At 65.3% G+C, this 17,675-nt stretch carries 15 protein-coding genes, 1 tRNA gene and 1 pseudogene; 15 read left to right on the top strand and 2 right to left on the bottom strand.

Going from position 1 to position 17,675, the window contains the following annotated elements:
• Nucleotides 1-64 precede the first annotated feature (64 nt).
• The 3 genes from RH950_RS17630 to RH950_RS17620 all read left to right on the top strand — a co-directional run bounded on the left by RH950_RS17630 (nt 65) and on the right by RH950_RS17620 (nt 4,967).
• Nucleotides 65-1,693, top strand: a complete 1,629-nt coding sequence (locus RH950_RS17630) for a thiamine pyrophosphate-binding protein (RefSeq protein ID WP_350059043.1) — start codon at nt 65-67, stop codon at nt 1,691-1,693.
• A gap of 81 nt (nt 1,694-1,774) precedes the next feature.
• A complete protein-coding gene (locus RH950_RS17625; protein WP_350059042.1) occupies nt 1,775-2,635 on the top strand; it encodes an SDR family NAD(P)-dependent oxidoreductase in 861 nt (286 codons plus the stop codon).
• 1,417 nt (nt 2,636-4,052) lie between these two features.
• Nucleotides 4,053-4,967: a hypothetical protein gene (locus tag RH950_RS17620; RefSeq protein ID WP_350059041.1), complete on the top strand. Its 915-nt coding sequence runs from the start codon at nt 4,053-4,055 to the stop codon at nt 4,965-4,967.
• 138 nt (nt 4,968-5,105) lie between these two features.
• Here RH950_RS17620 and RH950_RS17615 read toward each other — a convergent pair.
• Together RH950_RS17615 and RH950_RS17610 are read right to left on the bottom strand one after the other, a co-directional pair.
• Nucleotides 5,106-5,195 (bottom strand) — tRNA-Ser (locus RH950_RS17615).
• A 104-nt stretch (nt 5,196-5,299) separates the two neighbouring features.
• Nucleotides 5,300-5,737, bottom strand: coding sequence for a DUF1801 domain-containing protein (locus RH950_RS17610; protein ID WP_350059040.1), 438 nt, complete (start codon nt 5,735-5,737; stop codon nt 5,300-5,302).
• A 287-nt stretch (nt 5,738-6,024) separates the two neighbouring features.
• Between RH950_RS17610 and rplU the strand changes: the two are divergent.
• The 12 genes and pseudogenes from rplU to RH950_RS17550 all read left to right on the top strand — a co-directional run.
• A pseudogene (gene rplU / locus RH950_RS17605) lies at nt 6,025-6,333 on the top strand (50S ribosomal protein L21); the annotation flags it as partial.
• Between the two features lie 108 nt (nt 6,334-6,441).
• Nucleotides 6,442-6,708: a 50S ribosomal protein L27 gene (rpmA, locus tag RH950_RS17600; RefSeq protein WP_350059038.1), complete on the top strand. Its 267-nt coding sequence runs from the start codon at nt 6,442-6,444 to the stop codon at nt 6,706-6,708.
• Between the two features lie 130 nt (nt 6,709-6,838).
• Nucleotides 6,839-7,945, top strand: coding sequence for a GTPase ObgE (gene obgE, locus RH950_RS17595; RefSeq protein WP_350059037.1), 1,107 nt, complete (start codon nt 6,839-6,841; stop codon nt 7,943-7,945).
• A complete protein-coding gene (gene proB, locus RH950_RS17590) occupies nt 7,942-9,087 on the top strand; it encodes a glutamate 5-kinase (RefSeq protein ID WP_350059036.1) in 1,146 nt (381 codons plus the stop codon). The genes obgE and proB overlap by 4 nt, the downstream gene beginning before the upstream one ends.
• A 45-nt stretch (nt 9,088-9,132) precedes the next feature.
• Complete coding sequence (locus RH950_RS17585) at nt 9,133-10,416, top strand: glutamate-5-semialdehyde dehydrogenase (protein ID WP_502889811.1); 1,284 nt, start codon at nt 9,133-9,135, stop codon at nt 10,414-10,416.
• 31 nt (nt 10,417-10,447) lie between these two features.
• Nucleotides 10,448-11,068 carry a nicotinate-nucleotide adenylyltransferase gene (locus tag RH950_RS17580; protein WP_350059034.1) on the top strand — a complete coding sequence of 207 codons (621 nt, stop codon included), beginning with the start codon at nt 10,448-10,450 and terminating at the stop codon, nt 11,066-11,068.
• A 71-nt stretch (nt 11,069-11,139) separates the two neighbouring features.
• Nucleotides 11,140-11,571, top strand: coding sequence for a ribosome silencing factor (gene rsfS / locus RH950_RS17575; protein WP_350059174.1), 432 nt, complete (start codon nt 11,140-11,142; stop codon nt 11,569-11,571).
• Nucleotides 11,572-11,651: 80 nt separating this feature from the next.
• Nucleotides 11,652-12,110 (top strand): 23S rRNA (pseudouridine(1915)-N(3))-methyltransferase RlmH, encoded by a 459-nt coding sequence (gene rlmH / locus RH950_RS17570; RefSeq protein ID WP_350059033.1) that lies wholly within the window; start codon nt 11,652-11,654, stop codon nt 12,108-12,110.
• Between the two features lie 51 nt (nt 12,111-12,161).
• The gene (gene gpmI / locus RH950_RS17565; protein ID WP_350059032.1) at nt 12,162-13,721 is read left to right on the top strand and encodes a 2,3-bisphosphoglycerate-independent phosphoglycerate mutase; all 1,560 of its coding nucleotides are present in this window, start codon (nt 12,162-12,164) and stop codon (nt 13,719-13,721) included.
• Between the two features lie 14 nt (nt 13,722-13,735).
• On the top strand, nt 13,736-15,085 hold the full coding sequence (locus RH950_RS17560; RefSeq protein ID WP_350059031.1) for a murein hydrolase activator EnvC family protein: 1,350 nt from the start codon (nt 13,736-13,738) through the stop codon (nt 15,083-15,085).
• Nucleotides 15,082-16,416 carry a S41 family peptidase gene (locus RH950_RS17555; protein ID WP_350059030.1) on the top strand — a complete coding sequence of 445 codons (1,335 nt, stop codon included), beginning with the start codon at nt 15,082-15,084 and terminating at the stop codon, nt 16,414-16,416. The genes RH950_RS17560 and RH950_RS17555 overlap by 4 nt, the downstream gene beginning before the upstream one ends.
• A 71-nt stretch (nt 16,417-16,487) precedes the next feature.
• Nucleotides 16,488-17,663: a divergent polysaccharide deacetylase family protein gene (locus RH950_RS17550; protein ID WP_350059029.1), complete on the top strand. Its 1,176-nt coding sequence runs from the start codon at nt 16,488-16,490 to the stop codon at nt 17,661-17,663.
• The last annotated feature ends 12 nt before the right edge of the window (nt 17,664-17,675 follow it).

Genomic DNA, 17,675 nt, shown 5'->3' with positions numbered 1-17,675 from the left:
CGGCCGCCCTGCCGCGCGCTGCGTCCGACGGCGCCAGAAAAACCGATCCGCACCCGGAGGAAACATGCCAAGCGTCGGCACCCTGATCGTGGATACACTGGTCCGGAACGGCATCGACCGGATCTTCTGCGTCCCCGGCGAAAGCTATCTCGGCCTGCTGGACGCGCTGTACCAGCGGGACGATATCGACACCGTGGTCTGCCGGCACGAAGCCGGCGCCGGTTTCATGGCCCTGGCCGACGCCCGGCTCTCCGGCGTGCCGGGTATTGCCTGCGTCAGCCGCGGCCCCGGTGCCAGCAATGCCGCCATCGCCGTCCATACCGCCCAGCAGGACGGCGTGCCCTTCATCCTGCTGGTCGGCCAGGTGCCGGCACGGGATGTGCGGCGGGATTCCTTCCAGGAGATCGACTACGGCCACATGTTCGGCCGGATCGCCAAATGGACCGCCGAGATCACCGACCCGGAGCAGGCCCCGGAGGTCATGCTGCGGGCCCTCGTCACCGCCATGACGGGGACGCCGGGCCCGGTTGTCGTGGTCGTGCCGGAGGACGTGCTGACCGCACACCTCGACGCGGCGCCGGTCACCGTCCCCGCACCCCCGGCAACGGCGCCCGACCCGGCCCAGCTCGTTGCCCTGCGCACTACACTCGCCACCGCCGAACGGCCGCTTGCCATTGTCGGCAGCGCCTTTGACCGGCCCGGCGGCCGCGCGGCCATCGGCGACTTCCTTTCCGCCTGGCAGGTCCCGGCCGTGGTCTCCTTCCGCCGCCAGGACCTGGTCGACAATACAGAGCGGCACTATGCCGGCGACATGGGGCTGGCCAACCCGGCGGACCAGATGGCGGCGCTGCGCGACGCCGACCTGCTGCTCGTGCTCGGCGCCCGGCTCTCGGACATCACCACCCAGGGCTACAGCTATCCGCGCATGGTCCGGCCGGAGATGACACTGGTCCATGTCCACGCCGACCCGGCGCAGATCGGCACCCATTTCGCGCCGGACCTCTCGTTCGCCTGCGATCCCATCCGTTTCGTTGCCGAAATGGGTCCGGCCGCGGCACCGCCGCCGGACGGCAGGGCGGCCTGGACCGACCGGTTGCGCGCCATCCGCAACGGCATCGCCGCGCCGCGCAGCTTTTCGGTGACCGACGGCATCCCGTTCGAGACGGTGGTCCACCGGATGGGCGAAATCCTGCCCGAGAACGCCATCGTCACGGTGGACGCCGGCACTTTCGGCGCACCGGTCTATCGGGTGGTGCCGTTCCGGCCCTCCCAGCGGCTGCTGGCGCCGATTTCCGGCGCCATGGGTTTCGGAATCCCGGCCGCGGTTGCCGCCGGCCTGCGCCGGCCCGGCACGCCGGTGATCTGCCTTGTCGGCGACGGCGGTTTCCTGATGACCGGCAGCGAGCTTTCCGTCGCCATGGAACGCGGTCTGCCGCTGAAAGTAATTCTCTCGGAGAACGGCGTCTATGCCTCGATCCGGATCAACCAGGAGCGGCAGTTTCCTGGCCGTCCGGTCGGGACCGGCTTCGTCAATCCGGACCTCGAGCTGATGGGGCGGGCCTATGGCTTCGCCGTCACGCGGTTGAAGACAGAGGCCGATCTCGACCGCCTGCCGGCGCTTCTCGCCGCGCCCGGGCCGCAATTCATTGTCGTCGATACCAGTCTGGACGCGGTGCTACCAAAAAACAGCTAGGCGACCGCCATCAACCATGGGTCTGGCCAGGCCGGCCCTGGAACGCGAACCGGCAACAAGCGAACGGGAAAGGAAACCAGTATGAGCGAGCAAAAAGTCGCATTGATCACCGGCGGGGGCGGCGGAATCGGGGCCGCCATGGCCAGGGCCGTCGCCGCCCGCGGCGTCCGGATCGCCGTAACCGACATAGATGGCGCCGCCGCCGGCAGAGTGGCCGCCGAAATCAACGAGCGGCATGGCGCGGGCTCCGCCGTCGCCTTCCCGCACGATGTCTCTGTCGAGGCGGACTGCACCAGGGCCGTCGCCGAGACAATCGCCGCCTTCGGCAGCCTCGACATCCTGTTCAACAATGCCGGGATCAGCGTCAGCACATTCCGGCCCGACGCGGAGACGAACCTGCCTTCCATCGCCGAGGTCACGCCGGAGCTGATGACCCGGTTCTTCTCGATCAACTACATGGGCGCCGTGCACATGATCCGCGCCGCGGTACCGGCCATGGTCGAAAGTGGCTGGGGCCGCGTCGTCAACAACACGACCAGCTTCATCACCATGCTGCGGGTGCTGCCCTACGGCCCGCTGAAAGCCGCCCTGGAGGCGAGCTCCGCGGTCTGGGCGCAGGAACTGGACGGCACCGGCGTCACCGTCAACGTCCTGGTCCCGGGCGGACCGACCGATACCGCCTTCATCAGCGACGGGGCGGGCATTCCGCGCGCCAAGATGCTGAAACCCGAGGTAATGGGCCCACCGGCCGCCTGGCTGGCCAGCCCCGAGTCCGACGGGATCACGGGCAAGCGCTATATCGCCGGCTTCTGGGACACGGCCCTGCCCGAGCTCGACGCGGCAAAGGAGGCCGGTGCGCCGATCGGCTGGCCCGACCTCGCCACCGCCACGCGGCTCTGGCCCGGTCAGGAACCTGGCAAGGGCCCCGGCATGGGGCTCTAGCGGGGTAAAGGGGGGAGTGCATGCACCGAACTTCGGCTCGTCAGGCGGCGGCCAAATCGCAATGCGCCGTCCGACCGGTCGTCGGCAGACAGAAATTCATTGGATATAATAAATCGGTCGTTCCTGGCACCCTCTTTCGGGTTATCACCCGCCACTCAATCAGCGCCACCACCGCTTCCACTGCCACCTGTATCGGCCCCACCAGTACCATCTCCGCCTCCATCGGCCCCGCCACTTCCTCCGATGCCACTAGGCTCAGTCTTCAACGTCCCAGAAGATGTGAGAGATGATGGTCCACGACTTACGCTTCCGAATCCCGTTAGTGAACCATTACCTCCACCGTCTGAGCCGCCTAGACCACCGTTTTCCGTCCCCAGAGGGAGACCCCCACTTACGAGCTTACCAAGTTCAGAAAGAATGCCGCTCGTGGTAGCAGTCGGGCTCTCACCATTCCCTGAGACTTCATTCTTGGAAAGAACCGGGCGAGGTATTGGAACAGGAGGATTCACGAAACTCTCCTTGGTTCGAACACCGTTTGTGCCATCTCCACCTCCGGCTCCGGTGTTCACGCCATCATCTCCAGCTCGGCCGCCTTGGGTGGCACCGTCCCCCGCATCTCCGCCACCACCTTGACTGAAACCAGAGGCTAAGAGAGGGTCGATCTTGCTGTCGGCTCCACCCTCTGAGCCGCCTCGATCACCCGCCGCGAACCCATCGCCAGTATCTCCACCTGTACCAAACCCAATACCGGGACCCGTACCGGGGGCCGAATCGAAGTTTTCGGACATCAAGCGATAGGTCAAGCTACCAACTAAGATGACCAGCGTGACCAACGCCGTGAGATAGGCTGCTGTCATCAGTCGTCTGGCACGGCGCTCTCGAACCTCAAGGAAGCCGGTAAGGTAGATACTGACGGCTCGGAGGCTCTCCTTGCGTGCTTTCAGACCATCCTGAGGCTCAAGATAAAGCATCGTCCCGGACGGCGAAGCGGTTTGCGCCACGGGCCCAACGCCCTCGACCAGACCATCTATCGCTTCACGCAGGTATCGTTGGAGCACGTCAGCTTGGTCGAGCTTGTCGCCTACGTTTCTGAACTCGGCATAAATCTCATTGCGTGCGTCTCGGAGGTTTTTCGCCGTCGCGGCATTTACAGCCCCCCATACGCCGATAATCACGCTTGCAATGCCAGCAAGCACGCCGAGAGCAGCTCCGATTTCACCACCTAAAGCGCTAACGATTTCTGACATGTGGGCCACCCAAGAGAAGCCATTATAAAGTGTATTATAAGATCTCCACTTACAACCCAAACGGAATAAGCGTCCGGACATGACGTTCCAAAAAGCCCTGCCGCTAGTAAACGGCTTAACCATACACAGTAGGTCTTGCGGCAAAGGCGGGCCGCCACTAAATCATCTCCATGCAAACGAAAAAGCGAGCCCTTTCGGATCTTCTCAATCGAAAGCTACAGGTCGTCCAATCAGACGGCAGGAAGCGCGTCCTCTACAAGAGCAGCCTCATCTTGGCTGTAGGTGCATTGGAACTCTACGACCAGCGAACGCGCGCCGTGCCCGGTTGTGAAACTGCTTTGCTGTACGAAAGCGGAAACAGGGTGAAGGACGTGTCCGCCCTCCGAGAGGCGTTGGATAAAGCACAAGAAGCGCAACGCCTTGAGCAATCCAACAATAACTCCAAGCGAGCTCAAAGCGACGTGGACTTGGACGAAAGGTATCGCCAAAGGCACGTGGTAGCAGCTTACTACTTGAAGTCCTACGGGAAGCAGAACCCGTGGCCAGTGTTCGTCATGTCCCCCCCGGACTTCCAGACTGAACTTGGCATCCTATACACCACTCAACATCGGCACCTGAATGAATCCGCCTACTACGGCCTGCCAGCCGGTATCGACTTCGAGGTCGATGAGGATGAGCAGGACGATGCTCAAACACTGCGGGCTCTCAGAGAGGCTCGGGGAGATCTCGACGCGTTTGCCGTGACGGCGCAAAGAAAGTTGTACCCGCTCGTTTACGAAGAGAGCGGAGACAGGCCACGAATGATCCTTCCACTGGCTCGGCATGATCTATGGTCCGCACTGAGGGACTCACGGTTCAGACGGTCCCCTGCCCTCCACATCGAGCGCTGGGTTGATTTCACTGCGCGTGAACTCACGTTCCTGCGGGGCCTAACAACTAGCAAGTTGGAGATTGCCGAAGATGGCAATCAGACCGTCATCGAGGACCTGACCAGAGAAGAGGTGTTGACGACAACACGGGGGCGACTTCGCCTCACAGAGAAGGGAAAGCTGCTTTTCGAGGAAGCAGACCGTCGCAGAGGGTGATGAGGATTCCTTAGAGAGAGGTAGCCCTTCACAAGCGAGAGCAACCCAACCTTCCCCCATCCGTTCCTACAAGATCTGATTTTCAAGATCCAGTAAGCAACTGATATAAATAAATAATCAGGTCGGTTTGAGAAGGTCTGGCGGAGAGAGAGGGATTCGAACCCTCGGTACGCTTACGCGCACAACGGTTTTCGAGACCGTCCCATTCAACCACTCTGGCACCTCTCCGAACAGGGGCCGGAACATAGCGGGGCGGGTGGCGGGATTCAATACCGGAATTGCATGCCCGGCATTCCGGTTTTCGCACCGGCCCGCGCCGCCTGAATCGCCCCCTATTTCAGATGATAGGTCAGGGCGCTGCGGATGAGCAGCCGCAGCGGGTCGCGCGGCAGGGATGTGCCTGCTTTGAAATGCACCGCGCGATTGCCTTCATACTGGAAATCGTCCGGGAACAGGCTGCGGAAATCCGCGATGAGGGTCGTCCGGCAATGGGTATAGAGGGCAAAGCCGCCCTGTTTCGGCAGGCCGAGCCGGATGGTGGAGCCTGCCTTCGTGTCCGGCGTCAGGTAGGCGGGCTGGCCCCATTTCAGGCATTCCTGCAGGCTGCCGACTCCGGGCGTCTCCGCCGCCGTCTCGAAGATCAGGCCGCGCAAGGCCAGCAGCCCGTCCCGCTGCGGCCGGGGAAGGGCTTCGTAGGCGGCGGCCACCGCCGGGTCCGGGAAAGCAGGATCAGCCTTCAGCATGACACTCCACCATTTCGTCCCGCTCATACTATCGGGCGCCGCCGGGCCGGTCAAAAACCCGGTACGCGGCCGGCCCCGGTGGAAAGCCGCTTCGCCGCCCCGTTCAGGGCCTTTGCGCCTCTCCGCTCCGGACACTATATATAGGGGACGGATCCGGTGACGGAGCGGACATCCGGGGGTGGCAGACCTGCCCTGGAGATTCTCTCAAAAACCGGGCACTCCGCTGTTGACTTGAACGTCGCCAGGAGTATAGTCCGCCGCTCCGACGCGGAAGTAAGTGTCCGCGCGCCCTTTTCATTGCCAGAGTATTGACAATGTTCGCAGTCGTTAAAACCGGCGGTAAACAGTACAAAGTCGCCCCGAACGACGTCATCAAGGTCGAGAAGCTGTCCGGCGACGCCGGCTCTTCCATTGATCTTGCCGACGTTCTGATGCTGGGTGAAGGCGAAGACCTCACAGTCGGTGCGCCGACTGTCGCAGGTGCTGTTGTACGTGCCGAAGTGCTTGAGCAGACCAAAGGCGACAAGGTCGTCGTCTTTAAAAAGAAGCGCCGTCAGGGCTATCGCCGGACCCGCGGACATCGTCAGGAACTGACGGTGCTGCGCGTGACCGACATCCTGGCCGACGGTAAGAAGAAAGCCGCGCCGAAGAAGGCCGCTGCCAAGAAAGCTCCGGCGAAAGCCGACGCTCCGGCAGAGGTTTCGGCCGAAGCCGAGACGAAGGAGTAATCCATGGCCCATAAAAAGGCAGGCGGTAGTTCCCGTAACGGTCGCGATTCCGCCGGACGCCGTCTTGGCGTCAAGAAGTTCGGTGGCGAAGCCGTGATCGCTGGCAACATCATTGTGCGTCAGCGGGGCACCAAGTTCCATCCGGGCGAGAATGTCGGGATCGGACGCGACCACACCCTGTTCGCGCTGTCCGAAGGCAAGGTTGCCTTCCGCCGGAAGAGCAACGGCCGCACCTTCGTGGAAGTGGCACTGGCCGAAGCAGCAGAATAACGCCGCATCCGCCTGCGGGCGGGTCACGGCTGCGGATGAGGGAACGGTCCTGTGACTGTTCCCTTTTTTCGTGCCCGGATGCCGGCCCCGGTTTCGGAGCGGCGGACCGGGTTTTACTGGATGACATGAGATGAAGTTTCTCGATCAGGCCAAGGTGTTTCTGAAGAGCGGCGACGGCGGCCCCGGATCCGTCAGTTTCCGGCGCGAGGCCTTCATCGAATATGGCGGACCGGACGGCGGCGACGGCGGCCGCGGCGGCGCCGTGATCCTGGAATGTGTCGACGGCCTGAACACGCTGATCGACTATCGCTACCAGCAGCATTTCAAGGCCCAGAGCGGCCGGCCCGGTTCCGGCGGCAACCGCAGCGGCGCCAGCGGCGGCGACGCGGTGCTGCGCCTGCCGGTCGGCACGCAGATTCTCGACGACGACCGCGAGCATGTCATCGCCGACCTGACCCGGGTCGGCGAGCGTATCGTCCTGATGAAGGGCGGCGATGGCGGCTTCGGCAACGCCCATTACAAGACCTCCACGAACCAGGCGCCGCGCAAGTCCCTGCCGGGCTGGCCGGGCGAGGAAATGTGGGTCTGGCTGCGCCTGAAGCTGATCGCCGATGCCGGGCTGGTCGGCCTGCCCAATGCCGGCAAGTCGACCTTCCTGTCCAGCGTCACACGGGCCCGCCCGAAGATCGCGGACTATCCCTTCACCACCCTGCATCCCGGCCTCGGCGTCGCCACGGTCGGCAAGGACGAATTCGTCATCGCCGATATCCCGGGCCTGATCGAGGGCGCCTCGGAAGGGGCCGGGCTCGGCCACCGCTTCCTCGGCCATGTCGAGCGCTGCGCCGTGCTGCTGCATCTGGTCGATGCCACCCAGAACGATCCGGCCGCGGCCTATCGCACCGTGCGGCAGGAGCTCGAGGAATATGGCGGCGGCCTCGCCGACAAGCAGGAGATCATCGCCCTGTCGAAGATCGATTCGGTGGCCGAGGAGGACATCCCGGTGCTGGTCGACATGGTGCAGCAGGAAATCGGCCGCAAGGTCATCACCATCTCCGCCGTCTCCGGCGCCGGCCTCGATGCCGCGCTGGCCACCCTGATGGGCCCGGTTCAGGAAGCCCGCCGCGCCCGCAAGGACGCAACGGCGGCGGACGCGGATCAGGCCGCCGCGGAAGCCGCCAATCTGACGAATGCCCCGGAAGATGCCGGCAAGAGCGGGGCCGGCTGGTCTCCCGTATGAGTCCCGACGGCACGGAACAGACAAAGAGCGCCGGTCTCGACACGGCCGAACGGATCGTCGTCAAGATCGGCTCCGCCCTGCTGGTGGACGAGGACGGCGGCCAGGTCCGGCGCGACTGGCTGAACTCCCTGGCCGACGATATCGCGGCCCTGAAGGCGGCCGGCAAGCAGGTTCTGGTCGTCTCCTCCGGCGCCATCGCCGTCGGCCGGCGCCATCTCGGCCTGCCGAAAGGCGCCCTGAAGCTCGAGGAAAAGCAGGCAGCGGCCGCAACCGGCCAGATCCGGCTCGCCCACGCCTATCAGGAGGCGCTGGCCCGGCACGGCATCACCGTGGCCCAGATCCTGCTCTCCCCGGACGACACCGAAGAGCGCCGCCGCCACCTGAACGCCCGCTCCACCCTGACCGCCCTGCTCGGCCTCGGCGCGGTGCCCGTGATCAACGAGAACGACACGGTCGCGACCGAGGAAATCCGCTTCGGCGACAATGACAGGCTCGGCGCCCGGGTCGCCCAGATGGTCAGCGCGGACACGCTGATCCTGCTGTCCGACATCGACGGGCTCTATACCGCCGATCCGCGCCGCGATGCCTCGGCCGCCCACATCCCCTTCGTCGCGCATATCGACGCGGAGATTGAGGCGATGGCCGGGACCGCCGGCAGCGACCACGCGTCGGGCGGCATGGTGACCAAGATCGCCGCCGGCAAGATCGCCACCGCCGCCGGCTGCCGCATGGCCATCGCCAAGGGCTACGCGCCGCATCCCCTGCGCGCCATCAGCGACGGCGCGCCGGTGACATGGTTCGCGGCAGCGACGACTCCGCGCGGTGCCCGCAAGAACTGGATTGCCGGCTCCCTCACGCCAAAAGGCTCCCTCATGCTGGATGACGGCGCCCTGAAGGCGCTGACCCGCGGCAAGAGCCTGCTGCCGGCAGGCGTCACCGCGGTCAGCGGAAGTTTCGAACGCGGCGACCTGGTGGAAATCCTCGACCCGGCGGGCCGGCCGGTTGCCCGCGGCCTGTCGGCCTATGGTGCGGCGGACGCCAGGCTGATCGCCGGGTACAAATCCCGTGAAATAGAACGGGTCCTCGGCTACCGTGGCCGCGACGAGTTGGTGCACAGGGACGATCTGGTGCTTGAGCGCTGACCGGCGCGCACCGGAAGAATTTGGGGAGCGGATGGACCCATGGCCATTCTTGAGATCGACAGGGCGGACAGCAGCGATATTGCCGGGATGATGTCCGGCCTCGGCGCCGCCGCGCGTGAGGCGGCCGCAGCCCTGGTCATTGCGACAACGGAACAAAAGAATGCGGCGCTGATAAATGCTGCCGAAGCGATCCGTGCGTCCCTGCCGCAGATCCTGGCCGCGAACGCAAAAGACCTTGATTTTGCGCGCGAAAAGGGCGTCCGCGAGTCCCTGATGGACCGCCTGGTTCTGGATGCGGACCGGATCGAAGCCATCGCCAGGGGCATGGAAGACGTCGCCGCCCTGCCCGATCCGATCGGCGGTGTGATGGCGGAATGGGATCGTCCGAACGGGCTGAGGATTTCCCGTATCCGGGTGCCGCTCGGCGTCATCGGCATCATCTATGAATCCCGCCCGAACGTGACGGCGGATGCCGGCAGCCTGTGCCTGAAATCCGGCAATGCGGCGATCCTGCGCGGCGGCTCGGAGAGCTTCCATTCCTCGAATGCGCTGGTCGACTGCCTGCACCAGGGGCTGAAGGCCGCCGGTCTGCCGGAAGCCGCGGTGCAGCTGATCCCGACCCGCGACCGGGCGGCGGTCGGCGTGCTGCTGACCATGAGTGACACCGTCGATATCATCGTGCCCCGGGGCGGCAAGAGCCTGATCGAGCGGGTGCAGAAGGAAAGCCGGATCCCGGTGATCGCCCATCTCGACGGTGTCTGCCATGTCTATGTCGATGCGGCGGCGGACCCGGCCATGGCCCGCGAGATCGTGCTGAATTCGAAAATGCGCCGGACCAGCGTCTGCGGGTCGGCCGAAACCCTGCTGATCGACAAAAAGGTCGCGGCGGACCAGCTTCCCGGCATCGCCGCGGCGCTGCGGGACGCCAGCTGCCTGCTGAAGGGCGACGCCGCCGCGCGGAAAATCCTCCCGGATATGCAGGACGCGACGGAAGCCGACTGGTCCACGGAATATCTGGATGCCATTCTCTCGATCCGGGTGGTCGACGGCGTGGACGACGCGATCGGCCATATCAACCGTTACGGCTCGCACCATACGGACAGCATCGTCACCGGGGACGCGGCCGCCGCCGCGCGCTTCGCCGCCCGGGTGGACAGCGCCATCGTGCTGCACAATGCCTCGACCCAGTTCGCCGACGGCGGCGAGTTCGGCATGGGCGCGGAGATCGGCATTTCCACCGGCAAGATGCATGCCCGGGGGCCGGTCGGGGCGGAGCAGCTGACCAGCTTCAAATATGTCGTGACCGGCACCGGCCAGACGCGCCCGTGAACAGGCATCCGCGTCACGCCGTTAAAGCGTCATGATCAAAGATCCCAAAGCCCGCCGTTTCCTCGCCGCCGCGCGCGGCAAGACCATCGCGGTGATGGGCGGATCCTTCAACCCGGCGCACAAGGGCCATCTCGACGTTGCCCTCTATGCCCTGAGGAAGCTCCGGGCGGACGAGGTCTGGTGGATGGTCTCGCCCCAGAACCCGCTGAAGACCGCCGACGGGATGGCGCCCTTCGCCGAGCGCATGGCCTCGGCCGAGCGGATCGCCCGGCATCATTCCAGGATCCGGGTGACGGATATCGAGGTCCGGCTCGGCACAAGGTTCACGGCCGACACGCTCCGCCGCCTCGTCGGCGGCGTCCGGGACGCCCGGTTTATCTGGGTCATGGGAGCGGACAACCTGGTCGGCTTTCACCGCTGGGCGGCATGGAAACAAATCTTCAACAGTGTCGCCGTTGCAGTTTTCGACCGTCCATCCTATTCTCTAAGGGCCTTGTCGGGCCCGGCGGCCCGCCGTTTTGCCAGGACGCGTATCCGGGAACGCTCCGGTCCGCTGCTTCGCAATCGACGGGCACCGGCGTGGGTGTTCTTTCACACCCCGCTGAATCCGTTGTCTGCTACCCGAATCCGGTACAGGACAGACGGACGCTAATCCTGATATATGGCACAAACGGGCGCCGTTCCGGATTGACGGTGCCTGAATATATGATCGGCTTAGCGCCATTGGCGCGAAAGGAGACTGTCATACCGAAAAAAACCGCTCTCCCTTCAAGGGAAAGCCTCGTCGATCTGGCCTCTCGCTCGCTCGACGATAGTAAGGCTGAAGATTTGGTCGTTATCGACCTCGAAGGCAAAACCTCCATCTGCGATTACATGATCATCGCAAGCGGGCGATCCACCCGCCAGGTCGCCGCCATGGCGGGACACCTCATCGAAAAACTGAAATCCGTCGGCGTGACGGGGATCTCCGTGGAAGGTCTCTCCCAGGGCGATTGGGTTCTGGTCGATGCCGGCGACGTCATCGTGCATCTGTTCCGTCCGGAAGTCCGCGAATTCTACGGACTCGAGAAAATGTGGGGCAGCGAGCTCGCCGACAGCGGCAGGACCGTTCAGGTCGGCGGCATGGACGATGCGCGGGAACTCGCCAGCGCCTGAGTAACTGACCGGCAGGTGGCGCGGCGCCGACAGCACGGACTGGCGCCCGCCTGAAGATCGCCCGGTCCCGGAAGTTCTGCATGAAACTGACCCTGGCCGCGGTCGGCAAGGCCCGTCGTGACGTCCATTCGGACCTGTTCGCGCATTACAGCGGGCGCCTTTCCTGGCCGCTGGAGCTGCGCGAGGTCGATATCCGCCGCAAGCTCCCGCCGGAGCAGCTGCAGGAGGAAGAAGCCGCCCAGCTCCTCACCCTCGTGCCGGACGGCGCCATCGCCGTGGTGCTGGACGAGCGGGGGAAATCCCTGTCGAGCGCCGAGTTCGCTGACCGGATCGGCACCTGGCGCGATGACGGTATCAGGGACATCGTCTTCCTGATCGGCGGCGCCGACGGACATCACCCGCGCGTCCGCTCCCGGGCCGACCTGCTGTTCTCGCTGGGCCGGGCAACCTGGCCGCACATGCTGGTGCGCGGCATGATCGCCGAACAGCTCTACCGGGCGCAGCAAATCCTGGCCGGGCATCCCTATCATCGGGAATGACCCCATTATCGGGAATGACCATGGACCTCTAACTCTGTATAAACCGGAACCATGACCGAGCAGCCGAACAAACCGCGTCCCGTCCTCCTCTGCATCATGGACGGCTGGGGACAGCGCAGCGAGCGTGAGCACAATGCCGTCGCCCTCGCCAACACCCCGAATGTCGACCGCCTGACAGCGTCCGAGCCGAGCGGTTTCATGCGCGCCAGCGGCGCCGATGTCGGCCTGCCGGACGGGCAGATGGGCAATTCCGAGGTCGGGCACATGAATCTTGGCGCCGGGCGCGTGGTCATGCAGGACCTGCCGCGCATCGACACGGCCGTCAGCGACGGATCGCTCGCGAAGAATCCCGCACTGAAAGCCCTGATCGAGGCGGCAAAGGCCGGAACCGGCCGCTGCCACCTGCTCGGCCTGACCTCGCCCGGCGGCGTGCACGCGCACCAGCGCCATATCGCCGCCCTCGCCCGGGCGCTGACCGATGCCGGCATCGAGGTGCTGGTACACGCCTTCCTCGATGGCCGCGACACACCGCCGAAGAGCGCCCGCGGCGATATCAAACGCCTGCTGGCCGACCTCCCGGACGGCGCGAAGATCGCCACCCTCTCCGGCCGGTTCTACGCCATGGACCGGGACAACCGCTGGGAGCGGGTGGAGCAGGCCTACAAGGTCATTGCGGAAGCGGAAGGAAATGCCGCCGCCGACCCGCTCGCGGAAATCGACCGGGCCTATGCCGCCGGCGAGACCGACGAGTTCGTCACCCCGGCCGCGATGCCGGGCTATGACGGCGTCCGGGACGGCGACGTGCTGCTCTGTGCCAATTTCCGGGCCGACCGGATGCGCGAAATCCTGGCCAGCCTGCTCGCCCCCGCATTCGACGGTTTTGCCCGCCCCCGGCCGCTCAATTTCGCCGCTGCCGCCGGCATGGTGAGCTACTCGAGCGCGCTGGACCCGTTCCTGTCCGTGTTGTTCCCGGCGCTGGATCTGGAGAACACCCTCGGCGAGACGGTCGCCAAGGCGGGCCTCGCCCAGCTGCGCATGGCCGAGACCGAGAAATATCCGCACGTCACCTTTTTCCTGAATGGCGGCCGCGAGGAAGTGTTCGAGGGCGAGGACCGCATCATGGTGCCATCGCCGAAGGTCCGGACCTACGACCTGCAGCCGGAAATGTCCGCGCCGGAGCTGACCGCAAAGCTGGTCGGCGCCATCGAGAGCGGCAAATACGATCTGATCGTCTGCAACTTCGCCAACCCGGACATGGTCGGCCATACCGGCAGTCTGGACGCGGCGATCAAGGCGGTGGAAACCGTGGATGGCGCCGTCGGCCAGGTCGAGGCCGCCCTGCGCAAGACCGGCGGCTGCATGTTCCTGACCGCCGATCACGGCAATTGCGAAATGATGCAGGACCCGGAAACCGGCGGCCCGCACACGGCGCACACCACCAATCTGGTGCCGACAATCCTGGTCAACGCGCCGAGCGGAATCGAAAGCCTCGCAACCGGCCGCCTCGCCGATGTCGCCCCGACCCTGCTGGACCTGCTGGGCGTGGCCCAGCCGGCGGACATGACCGGCACCTCCCTGTTGCGCATGAACGCCGCCCGCGCGGCAGAGTAGCGGCGGACCGCGCCATGGCGAGCACACGCGACAGGGCCGGCCGGGTGCCGGCGTCCGTCGTGGCGCTTATGCTGCTTGGCCTGCTCCTCGGCACGCCGCCGGCGCGCAGCGCGGAATCCCTGCCTGACGCGGAGACCCTCGACCACAATCTCGATCAGGTGGAGAAAGCGCTGCAGAACGGCGCCGCGCGCAAGCGCGACCTGGATGAACTTGCCAACAGCGTGGAGCAGGAACTGCAGCGCCTGCGGCAGGCGCTGGTGCAGGCGGCCGCGGCCACGCAGCAGCGCGAAGCCGCGCTGACGGCCGTCGAAGACAGGCTCGCGGAGCTCAAGTCGGAACGCACCCTGAGCGCGGCATCCCTCGGGATCAAGAAACGGCAGCTCGCCCAGGTCTCCGGCGCCCTGCGGCGCCTGGCCGCGCGGCCGCCGATCGCCATGGTCGCTTCCCCCGCCGATCCCCTCGATACCGTGCACACAGCCATGCTCCTCAGCGCCGTCGCGCCGGCCCTGCGCCGGGACGCCCGGCAGCTGGCAACGGAAATCGCCCGGCACGAAGCCGTCGAGCGCGGGATCCTGGAGGAGAAACGGCGGCTGGCCTCGGCGACGGCCGGCCTCGAACGCGAACGGGAGACCGTCGCCGCGCTGCTGGCGCAGAAGCAGAAGGCACGCCAGTCCATGGCAAAAGAACGGTCGGCGGTGGTCGACCGGCTGAACGCCCTCGCCGCCTCGGCCCGGGACCTGCGCGATCTGATGCAGAAGATCGAACGCCACAAGGCGGCAGGAGACGAGGCCCGGGAGCGGCTCAACACAATGGTCCAGAAGGATGCGTCACCGTCCGCCGAGAGCACCGTGGCGCCGGGCGCCGCTCCGGCCGACAGTGCGAACACCGCAACCGGCACCGGCGCGCTCTCCCCTGATTTCGTGGCCGATCTTCCGCAGGGTCCCGAGATCGGCGCAAGCAAAGGCGGCCTGACCTTTCCGGCCGCCGGTGAAATAAGCCAGCGCTACGGCACCGCGAACCGCCTCGGGCTGACCGAACAGGGCGTCGTGATCGCCACACGGGAGAACGCTCAAGTCGTTGCCCCTTTTGACGGAAAAGTCATTTATGCCGGACCGTTTCGCGGATATGGTCAGATTGTGATGATTGAACATGGGCAGGACTACCTTACCTTGATGGCAGGTATGTCCGCGATTGATGTTCAGGTGGGGCAGGGCGTGCTTGCAGGCGAGCCTGTGGCTCGTATGGGAGAAATTGGGACGGGTGCCGACGGAACCGAGGGGCTTTATGTGGAGTTTCGCCACAATGGTGCCCCGATCGATCCGATACCATGGTGGTCCGCGCGCACGAACAAGGTAAGGCGATGATGAAATCGATCCGTCAGACGAAATTCTGGTCCAGGGCCGCTCTGGTCGGTGCCGTAGCCGCCACAGCGCTGCTTTTCGTGCCGCCGTCGGAGGATGCCAGTGCGCAGCTGCAGCCGACAAACGACACCTACGACCAGCTCAAGCTCTTCGCCGACGTGTTCGAAAGGGTGCGCTCCGAATATGTCGAGGAAGTCACGGACCAGGAGCTGATGGAAGCGGCCATCAACGGCATGCTGACCAATCTCGACCCGCATTCGAGCTTCCTGAACTCGAAGAGCTTCCGCGACATGCGGGTGCAGACCAAGGGCGAGTTCGGCGGCCTCGGCATCGAGGTCTCCATGGAGAATGGCCTGGTCAAGGTGGTCTCGCCGATCGACGACACGCCGGCGGCGGAAGCCGGGCTGGAGCCGGGCGACCTGATCACCCATCTCAACGGCGAGCCGGTCATGGGCCTGACCCTCGGCCAGGCGGTCGAGAAGATGCGCGGCCCGGTCGATTCCGACCTGACCATCTCGATCCGGCGCAGGGACGAGGAGCCTTTCGACGTCACCCTGACCCGCGCCGTGATCAAGATCCGTTCCGTTCGCTCCCGGATGATCGACGATGTCGGCTATATCCGCATTACCACCTTCAACGAGCAGACCACCTCCGGCCTGCACAAGGCGATCGAGAAGATCAAGGCGGAGAAGGGTGGCAATCTGACCGGCTATGTCATCGACCTGCGCAACAATCCGGGCGGCCTGCTGGACGAGGCGATCTCCGTCTCCGACACCTTCCTGGAGCAGGGCGAGATCGTGTCGACCCGCGGCCGCGATCCGGAGAATGCCTCCCGTGTTCATGCCAAGGCCGGTGACATGACCGAGGGCAAGCCGCTGGTGGTGCTGATCAATGGCGGCTCGGCCTCGGCCTCGGAAATCGTCGCCGGCGCGCTGCAGGACCATCGCCGGGCCATCCTGCTTGGCACCCAGAGCTTCGGCAAAGGGTCGGTCCAGACCATCATCCCGCTATCCGGACAGGTCGCGATGCGCCTGACCACGGCGCGCTACTACACGCCGTCCGGCAGCTCCATTCAGCAGACCGGTATCTCGCCGGATATCGATGTGCCGCTGGCCCGGATCGAGACACTCGACAATGGCCGGGGACGGCGTGAATCGGACCTGCGTGGCGCCCTGGTCAATCCGGCCGGGAATGGCGATGAAACATCCGAAGCCAAGCCAGCGGACGACGACGACACGGCAGAGAAAAAGCCGGCGCAGGAAGATTATCAGCTCGCCCGGGCGCTCGACCTGCTGCGGGGCATTGACCTCTACAGACAGCGCATCGTGAATTGAAACTGGCCCTTCCGAAAATCAGCCTGAAACTGCCGGGTCTTCCGTTTCGCAAACGGGGCCCGGCGGAAAGCTTGGAAGACGACGGTCCGCCGAAGAAGACCAGCCGCCTCGGCCGGATCCTGCGGATCGCCGGCATGGCGGCGCTCGGCACCGTGGTGATCGGCAGCCTTGGTGCCGTGGTCGGCTGGCTCGTGGTCAATGGCCTGGAAACCGTGGCGGAGCGCGAGGCAAGGAAGCCGATCCTCACGGTCGCGATCCTCGCCGACGGCGTCACTCCGGAGCCGAACACGAGCCTCGACAACATGCCCGCGGACAAGCCCGGCAGCCATGACGACGGTCATGCCATGGCGGGCAGTGACGGGAAGACCGAAGACGGCGCGGCCGGACACAGCGACACCCCGGGAGCCAGTACCGCCAGCCCCGATGCCGAACCAGCCAAGCCGGAGGGGCCCCGGTTCGAACTGGCGCTGGTGGAGGAAACCGAAAAAGGCATGCTCCCGGTCGTGGCGCCAGACGGCCGCATGGCCTGGGAGACCTATGCCCGGCCTTTCAACGATGATTCCAAGCTGCCGCGCGTCGCCATCATCATGACCCGGATGGGCGTTTCCCGCTCCCTGACGGCGGCCGCCGCCGAAGCTCTCCCGCCTGAAATCTCGTTCTCCTTCTCAACCACGGCAAGCGATCTCGACGACCAGGTGGCCATGGCGCAGCAGGCGGGGCACGAGGTTTTTCTCGATATTCCCATGGAGCCGTTCGGTTATCCGGCGAATGACCCCGGCCCCATGACCCTGCTGACCTCGCTCAGCGCCGTCGACAATCTGAACAGACTGGAATCGGCGCTCGGCCGGACGGTCGGATATGCCGGCATTGTCGGTGTGAGAGGTTCCCTGTTCACCACGGACGAGGAGGCCCTGACACCCGTCCTGGGGGTCCTGAAGGAGCGCGGCCTGATGTATGTGGACGATGCGGCAACGTCCCGGACCATCGCCCTGGAAATTGCCGGCTCGATCCAGCTTCCCCGGGCCATCGCGAACGCGAGCATCGACGACAATCCGGCGCTTCCGGACATGGAACGCCGGCTGGCCGCGCTGGAGCGGACCGCACGGCGTACCGGGTTCGCGCTCGGCGTGGTCCCGCCCCTGCCTGTGACCATCGACCTTCTGGTATCGTGGTCATCGACACTCGCCGAACGCGGCTTCGTGCTGGCACCGGCGACCGCGATCGCGAACAAGCAAAGCCTGCGCTGACCTACAGGCGCC

This window comes from Nisaea sp., assembly GCF_040217065.1.
In the GTDB taxonomy this organism is placed as follows: domain Bacteria; phylum Pseudomonadota; class Alphaproteobacteria; order Thalassobaculales; family Thalassobaculaceae; genus Nisaea.
This window is presented reverse-complemented; position numbering and strand designations above follow the sequence as displayed.